Here is a 6707-nt window from a genome sequence, read left to right as displayed (position 1 = left end):
GAGCGGCCCCTTCCTGCGCCCCGAGGCCACGCGCTTCGTTGCCCGCTGGGCCGAGCCGGCGCTTGGCGCGGCGCTGTGCGGGCTGGGCCTGTGGATCGCCACACGCGGCGGCTGGCTGCTGCCGGTTCTGGGCCTGCCCCTGGCGGGCTTGGGCGCCGGGTGGGCGCTGCTGGCCTGGCGCCGGCTGCGCTTTGCCCCCGAAATCGCCTCGCCGGGGCTGGTGGAACTGGACGAGGGCCGGCTGCGCTATCTGCATCCGCGCATGCCGGGCGAGATCAGCCTGACCGATCTGGCCGAGTTGCGGCTGTTGTCGCTGCGCGGTCGGCGGGTCTGGCGGCTGCGCGATCTGTCGGGCGCTACGCTGCTTGTGCCGCTGGATGCCGCCGGCGCCGAGCGGCTGTTCGACGCCTTCGCAGCCCTGCCGGGTCTGGGCTCGGCCGGGCTGGTCGCGGCGCTGGACGGGCCCTCAGCACTGAATAGACCGGCCCCGCCGGGCGGCACGCTGCCCGCGCCGGCCCTGGCCGACCGGTTGGTCTGGCGGCGCAGCGGGCAGGGGCTGGCGCCGGTCTGACCGGGCCCGGCCCAGCGCCGCGATCCATGACCTTTCGTGATCATTCTTGTGGCGGGCTTGACAGTGGCGCGGCCCGGCTGCACCTCTGTGCGGCCCCGCGGGGGCGCCAAGACCTTAACGCACGCGGAGCTTTTGCATGTCGATCCCTCAATCCGGCGGCGGGCCGATCGAAAGCTTTGATCAGCTTGCAGGGCTTCTGGAAAGCGGCTGCAAGCCGCGCGACGATTGGCGCATCGGCACCGAGCATGAAAAATTCGGCTGGCTGACCGACAGCCGCACCCCCTTGCCCTATGCCGGAGACCGTTCGATTTCCGCGATCTTCCAAGGGCTTGAGCAGCGCTTCGGCTGGGAGCCGCTGCGCGAGGGCGACAACGTCATAGGCCTGACGCGGCGCGGCGCCAATATCAGCCTTGAACCGGGCGGGCAGTTCGAACTGTCGGGCGCGCCGCTGCGGTCGGCGCTGGAAACCGAGGCCGAGCTGGACAATCATTTCAGCGAGGTGGCGGCGATCGCCGAACCGCTGGGCATCCGCTTCATGGGCATCGGCGCCGCGCCGGACTGGTCGCATGACGAGATGCCGGTGATGCCGAAGGGCCGCTACCGGCTGATGACCGATTACATGGGCCGCGTCGGCACCCATGGCACGCAGATGATGTACCGCACCTCGACGGTGCAGGTGAACCTCGACTACGGCTCGGAAGCCGACATGGTGCAGAAGCTGCGCGTGGCGCTGGCGCTGCAGCCGGTGGCGACCGCGCTTTTCGCCAGTTCGCCCTTCTTCGACGGCAAGCCCAATGGCCATAAATCCTGGCGCTCGCGCATCTGGCGCGGGCTGGATGACAGCCGCACCGGTATGCTGCCCTTCGCCTTTGAAGACGGCATGGGGTTCCAGCGCTATGTCGACTGGGTCTTGGACGTGCCGATGTATTTCGTCTATCGCGACGGCAAATATATCAATGCCTTGGGCCAGTCGTTCCGCGCCTTCCTGAAGGGCGAACTGCCGGCTCTGCCGGGCGAGAAGCCGACGCTGTCGGACTGGGCGGACCATCTGACCACGGTCTTCCCCGAGGCGCGGGTGAAGAAATACATCGAGATGCGCGGCGCCGATGCCGGCGACCGGGCGCATCTTCTGGCGCTGCCGGCGTTCTGGACCGGGCTCATGTACGATCAGGGCGCGCTGGATGCGGCCTGGGATCTGGTCAAGGGCCTGGATGCCGAAACGCGCGAGGGGCTGCGGGTTGCCGCCTCGGTTTCCGCGCTGCAGGGCGAGGCGGGGGGCGTCAGGCTGATGGATCTGGCCCGCGCCGCGCTGGACCTGTCGCAGGCCGGGCTGGCCGCGCGGGGCCTGGGCGAAGAGCGGCTTCTGGCGCCGCTGGTCGAGAACATGGCCACCGGCCAGGTCCAGGCCGACCGCTGGCTTGCGCTTTACACCGGCGAATGGCAGGGCCGGTTGGAGCCGATCTACGCGGCGGCAAGCCTGTAGCGCCCTTTCCCGCAAGGCGTGAACCCCGCCGCCCGACCTGCCCGCCCGGGCGGGAAATCCCCGCTTGACCCAAGGTCATGGCCAGATGCAGGTTTGCGTCGGGCAGGGCCCCATTTCATTTTCAATCACGGTTTTCGGGCCTGTCCCAGGGCATTTCACAGCAAAAGGGAACGGGATATGCGCACATTCATCATCAATTCGCTTGACGTGCTGGTCTGGTGCCTGGCGGCGCTGATCGCCATCGGCGGGATCGCGGTGGGCTTCATGGCCATGGGCCAGGGCCGGATCGAGGGTCTGGGCATCGTCATCGGCGGCATTCTGTATGCCATCGTCTTCGCCGGGATGTTCTTCATCGTGATCGGCATTCACGACAATACCAAACGCACCGCCGAAGCGGTCGAGCGGCTGGCTGCCAAGTAACGCGCGATGCCGGGGCGGGGCCGGGCCATGGCCTGGGGCCGCCCCTTTTCTTCGGGGTCAGCCGGGCCCGGGGGCGCTTTTCTGGCCGATCTTCGGCTCGGTCCCGGCCTTCAGCCGCGCCAGATTGGCGGCGTGGCGGAAGTAGATCAGCAGGGTGAAAATCGCGGTCAGCGCCAGCAGGCGGCCGTGATCGAAGACGAACAGCCACAAGGGCGCCAGGCCCGCGGCCATCAGCGCGCCGACCGAAGAGATGCGCGTCACCAGCACCGCGACCAGCCAGGTGGCGCAGCAGGCCAGACCGACCGGCCAGGCCAGCGCGATCATCGTGCCCAGGAAAGTGGCCACGCCCTTGCCGCCCTTGAAGCCCAGCCAGACCGGGTAAAGATGGCCCAGAAACGCCGCCAGACCAGCCACTTGCGCCGCATCTTCGGCCCCCACCAGCGCCCTTGCCAGCAGCACCGCCACCGCGCCCTTGCCGCCATCCAGCAAAAGCGTCGCCAGCGCCGCGGGCTTGTTGCCGGTGCGCAGCACATTGGTGGCGCCGATATTGCCCGATCCGATCCGGCGCAGATCGCCCAGGCCCATCAGCCGCGTGGTGACCACACCGAAGGGCACCGAGCCCAGCAGATAGGCGCAGATCGCGGTCAGGATCAGCACCGTCGTGTCGCTTAGCAGTTCCGGCATGATGCCCGCCCCGTTCTTGTCTGCCCTGTTCTTGTCTGGCCCCTTCGCCAGAGCCTTGTTGCGGGCCTTCTTGCAGGCCCGCGGCTTCGCCCCTAGCCCTCGGCCCGGAACACTTCGGCGCCGCCGACCCAGGTTGCCAGGACCTTACCTTCCATCCGCGCGCCGTCAAAGGGCGTGTTCTTCGATTTCGAGCGCAGCTTGAAACGGTCCATCTGGAAGGGCGCGTCGGGGTCGAACAGCACCAGATCGGCCGGCGCGCCCGGCGAAAGCCGGCCCTGCGGCAGGCCCAGCCGCCTGGCGGGGTTCAAGGCCATGGCGCGGAACAGTTCGGGCAGCGACAGATGCCCGCCATGATACAGCCGCATCGCCGCGGGCAGGAAGGTTTCCAACCCCACCGCGCCCGAGGCCGCCTCCTCGAAGGGCAGGCGCTTCGATTCCTCATCGGCCGGGGTGTGGAAACTGGCGATCACGTCGATCAGCCCATCGGCCAGCGCCGCGATCACCGCCTGGCGGGCTTCTTCCGACCGCAGCGGCGGGGTGAATTTGAAGAAGGTGCGATAGTCGCCGACATCGAATTCGTTCAGCGTCAGATGGTGGATCGAGGTGCCCGCCGTCACATCCAGCCCCGCCGCCTTGGCGCGGCTCAGCGCCGGCAGCGACACCGCGCTGGTCACCTGATCGGCATGGAAGCGCACGCCGGTCATTTCGGCCAGCGCCAGATCGCGCTCCAGCCCCATCCGTTCCGCCATGGGCGAGACATGCGGCAAGCCGCGCAGGCTGGCGAATTTGCCCGAGGTCGCCGACCCGCCGGCCGACAGGCCCGGCTCTTGCACATGGCCGATCACCAGCGCGCCCAGAGAACGCGCATAGGTCAGCGCGCGGCCCAGCGCCTTGGTATCGGTCGAGACGGCGAAGACATCGGTAAAGGCCAGGGCGCCGGCATCCAGCAGAAAGCCGATCTCGGTCATCTCGCGGCCCTGCCGGCCCTTGGTCAGGGCGGCCATGTGGCGGATGCGCACGGGGCTTGCCTCGGCCGCGCGGCGGGTGACGAATTCCAGCGTTTCGGGCGTGTCGATCGCGGGCGTGGTGTCGGGGCGCGCGATGATCGTGGTCACCCCGCCCGCCGCCGCGGCCAGCCCGGCCGAGCGGAAGCTTTCGCGGTGCCGTTCCCCGGGCTCGCCGATCTTCACGCCCCAGTCGATGATGCCGGGGGCAAGGCATTTGCCGCCGCAATCCACCACTGTGGCGCCCTTGGGCGGCTTGGTCTCGTTCACGGCCAGGATCTGGCCATCGCGGACCGTCAGCGTGCCCAGGGCATCGCTGCCGCTTTCGGGGTCGATCAGGCGGGCATTGGAGAAGTGAAGGATCATGCGTGTTTGTCCGCGGGGGAAAGGCGGGCCGTGGCCTCGCGCAGAAGCTGGTAGACGGCGCGCGCATCGGCGATGCGCTCGAACCCGTGGCGGCGGCGTTCGGTGAAGCTGCGGGTCCGGCCATGGCGGCCCATGCCATGCCAGCCCGGGCCCGAGACGCCATGCCGGATCGCGCTTTCGCCGAAATAGACCGAGCCGGGCGGGCCGATTTCCAGCACCAGCGGCGTCTGGGCATCCAGCGCGAAACGGTCAAGCCGGCGCTTGCCAAGGGTGCGGGTGGCGATGAAGGCGTGCCGGTCGGTCAGGGTGTAATGGGTGCGCGCCCGCAGATGGGCCTCCCAGATCACCCGCCCGAAGGCCATGTGCAGCCCGGCAAGCAGGAAGGGCAGGCCGAAGACGGGAAAGACCGCGCCGGTGCCGGGCATCTGGCGGGCGGTCATGGTCCAGAACAGGGCGAAACCGGCGAAGAACAGGCCAAAGGCTGTGCGCGGATCGACCAGCGCCGCCCAGTCTACCCCCGGCACGGGCTGGTCCTGCCACAGGATCCGCTCATCCGCGTCAAGAATGCCGTCCCAGCCTGCCGGAACCGGCGCGGGCGGCGGTGCAGAAAGCGCGGGTTCGGCCAGGTCGGTCATCGCCGCGCCTCGTCGATCCGGGCGATCACCGCCCGGGCGTCGGCCAAGTATTTCATCAGATGCTTGTCGCCGGAATGGGTGACGATCTGTGCATCGCCCAGGAAGGGGCGCACCTCCTTGATCGCACGCAGCAAGATCTCGCGCCCGCCCGGGCCCAGAAGCCGGCGCTGGGTCAGCCGCCAGCTGTCGCCCAAGGCTTCCGAGCGCAGGTAGAAGGCGCGGGCGAAGATCGCCAGAACGGCCGCGACCGGCCCGGTCCAGGGAAAGGGATTGCCCAGCCAGACCAGCACCAGCCCGGCCAGAAAGCCCAGGATCACCGCCAGGATCAGGTGGTTCTTCCAATAGGTGACCGGATCGGCCCGCCATTCGGCCAAAAGCCTTTCGTCGCTGTCCAGCGGCAGGTCGCGGCGCAGAAGCGGATCGGGCGAGATCTTGGCCATGACCGCTAGCCCATCGCCACGAAGATCACGGTGAAGACGGCCAGAAACAGCAGCACCGCCGCCGCCACCATGCCCCCGGTGCGCATCTCGGCCCTTGTGGGCTTGCGGTCGGGAATGGGGTCGCGGTCGGGCCGACCGGTCATACCATCGTCCCCACCAGCTTGCGGCCGCGTTCGGCGCGCAGGTTGCGGGCCAGCAGGTCCATGCAGGCCATGCGCACGGCCACGCCCATCTCGACCTGATCCTGGATCACCGAGCGGTTGATGTCATCGGCCAACTCGCCGTCGATCTCGACGCCGCGGTTCATCGGACCCGGATGCATCACGATGGCATCGGGCTTGGCATGGGCCAGCTTCTCGGCATCCAGCCCGTAGCGGTGGTAATATTCCCGCTCGGACGGGATGAAGCCGCCGTCCATCCGTTCCTTCTGCAGCCGCAGCATCATCACGACATCGGCGCCCTTCAGCCCCTCGGCCATGTCGCCATAGACCTCGCAGCCCAGATCGGCGACGCCGGGCGGCATCAGCGTCGGCGGGCCGACCAGGCGCAGGCGGTTTTCCATCTTGCCGAGCAGGATCAGGTTCGACCGCGCCACCCGGCTATGCGCCACGTCGCCACAGATCGCCACGGTCAGCCGCTGCAGCCGGCCCTTGGCGCGGCGGATGGTCAGCGCGTCCAGCAAAGCCTGGGTCGGGTGTTCATGCCGCCCGTCGCCCGCATTCAGAACCGCGCAATCCACCTTCTGCGCCAGAAGGTTCACCGCGCCCGAGGACTGGTGGCGTACCACCAGCAGATCGGGATGCATGGCGTTCAGCGTCATCGCCGTGTCGATCAGCGTCTCGCCCTTCTTCACGGAGGAATTCGCCACCGACATGTTCATCACATCGGCGCCCAGTCGCTTGCCCGCCAGTTCGAAACTGGATTGGGTGCGGGTCGAATTCTCGAAGAACAGGTTGATCTGGGTCATCCCCGCCAGCACATCCGACTGTTTCACGGTGCGGCGGTTCAGGTCGACATAGCGCTCGGCCAGATCAAGAATGGTGGTGATCTCAAGCGGCGTCAGCTGCTCGATCCCCAGAAGGTGGCGCGCGCGGAAGGCCATGG

Annotated in this window: 9 protein-coding genes; 3 read left to right on the top strand and 6 right to left on the bottom strand. The window is 68.3% G+C overall.

Features of this window, described 5'->3' with window-relative positions:
• The 3 genes from K1Y73_RS13690 to K1Y73_RS13680 form a co-directional block, all read left to right on the top strand.
• A partial coding sequence (locus K1Y73_RS13690; RefSeq protein ID WP_225028866.1) for a hypothetical protein occupies window positions 1-571 on the top strand: 571 nt, incomplete at its 5' end.
• A gap of 136 nt (window positions 572-707) precedes the next feature.
• Window positions 708-2054, top strand: a complete 1347-nt coding sequence (locus tag K1Y73_RS13685; RefSeq protein ID WP_225028865.1) for a glutamate--cysteine ligase — start codon at window positions 708-710, stop codon at window positions 2052-2054.
• Between the two features lie 177 nt (window positions 2055-2231).
• A complete protein-coding gene (locus K1Y73_RS13680; protein WP_225028864.1) occupies window positions 2232-2474 on the top strand; it encodes a hypothetical protein in 243 nt (80 codons plus the stop codon).
• A 57-nt stretch (window positions 2475-2531) separates the two neighbouring features.
• Here the strand turns inward: K1Y73_RS13680 and plsY are convergent, their stop codons facing one another.
• The 6 genes from plsY to K1Y73_RS13650 all read right to left on the bottom strand — a co-directional run bounded on the left by plsY (window position 2532) and on the right by K1Y73_RS13650 (window position 6705).
• Window positions 2532-3158 carry a glycerol-3-phosphate 1-O-acyltransferase PlsY gene (gene plsY, locus K1Y73_RS13675; RefSeq protein WP_225028863.1) on the bottom strand — a complete coding sequence of 209 codons (627 nt, stop codon included), beginning with the start codon at window positions 3156-3158 and terminating at the stop codon, window positions 2532-2534.
• A 92-nt stretch (window positions 3159-3250) separates the two neighbouring features.
• The gene (pyrC, locus tag K1Y73_RS13670; RefSeq protein WP_225028862.1) at window positions 3251-4528 is read right to left on the bottom strand and encodes a dihydroorotase; all 1278 of its coding nucleotides are present in this window, start codon (window positions 4526-4528) and stop codon (window positions 3251-3253) included.
• Window positions 4525-5163: an aspartate carbamoyltransferase catalytic subunit gene (locus tag K1Y73_RS13665; RefSeq protein WP_225028861.1), complete on the bottom strand. Its 639-nt coding sequence runs from the start codon at window positions 5161-5163 to the stop codon at window positions 4525-4527. Before K1Y73_RS13665 ends, pyrC begins: the two co-directional genes overlap by 4 nt.
• Complete coding sequence (locus tag K1Y73_RS13660; RefSeq protein ID WP_225028860.1) at window positions 5160-5603, bottom strand: AAA family ATPase; 444 nt, start codon at window positions 5601-5603, stop codon at window positions 5160-5162. Before K1Y73_RS13660 ends, K1Y73_RS13665 begins: the two co-directional genes overlap by 4 nt.
• A 5-nt stretch (window positions 5604-5608) precedes the next feature.
• On the bottom strand, window positions 5609-5746 hold the full coding sequence (locus K1Y73_RS13655; RefSeq protein WP_225028859.1) for a hypothetical protein: 138 nt from the start codon (window positions 5744-5746) through the stop codon (window positions 5609-5611).
• The gene (locus K1Y73_RS13650) at window positions 5743-6705 is read right to left on the bottom strand and encodes an aspartate carbamoyltransferase catalytic subunit (protein ID WP_225028858.1); all 963 of its coding nucleotides are present in this window, start codon (window positions 6703-6705) and stop codon (window positions 5743-5745) included. Before K1Y73_RS13650 ends, K1Y73_RS13655 begins: the two co-directional genes overlap by 4 nt.
• Window positions 6706-6707: the final 2 nt, after the last annotated feature.

The organism is Xinfangfangia pollutisoli, from assembly GCF_020179405.1.
Classification (GTDB): Bacteria; Pseudomonadota; Alphaproteobacteria; order Rhodobacterales; family Rhodobacteraceae; genus Pseudogemmobacter; species Pseudogemmobacter pollutisoli.
The sequence above is the reverse complement of the archived record's forward strand: the minus strand, read 5'-3'. Positions and strand labels throughout refer to the sequence as shown.

Excerpts from the sequence above, each read along its gene's own strand:
- K1Y73_RS13665 (WP_225028861.1), bottom strand. The coding sequence starts at position 5,163 with ATGACCGACCTGGCCGAACCCGCGCTTTCTGCACCGCCGCCCGCGCCG.
- K1Y73_RS13655 (WP_225028859.1), bottom strand. The coding sequence starts at position 5,746 with ATGACCGGTCGGCCCGACCGCGACCCCATTCCCGACCGCAAGCCCACA.
- plsY (WP_225028863.1), bottom strand. The coding sequence starts at position 3,158 with ATGCCGGAACTGCTAAGCGACACGACGGTGCTGATCCTGACCGCGATC.
- K1Y73_RS13680 (WP_225028864.1), top strand. The coding sequence starts at position 2,232 with ATGCGCACATTCATCATCAATTCGCTTGACGTGCTGGTCTGGTGCCTG.
- K1Y73_RS13650 (WP_225028858.1), bottom strand. The coding sequence starts at position 6,705 with ATGGCCTTCCGCGCGCGCCACCTTCTGGGGATCGAGCAGCTGACGCCG.
- K1Y73_RS13660 (WP_225028860.1), bottom strand. The coding sequence starts at position 5,603 with ATGGCCAAGATCTCGCCCGATCCGCTTCTGCGCCGCGACCTGCCGCTG.
- K1Y73_RS13685 (WP_225028865.1), top strand. The coding sequence starts at position 708 with ATGTCGATCCCTCAATCCGGCGGCGGGCCGATCGAAAGCTTTGATCAG.
- pyrC (WP_225028862.1), bottom strand. The coding sequence starts at position 4,528 with ATGATCCTTCACTTCTCCAATGCCCGCCTGATCGACCCCGAAAGCGGC.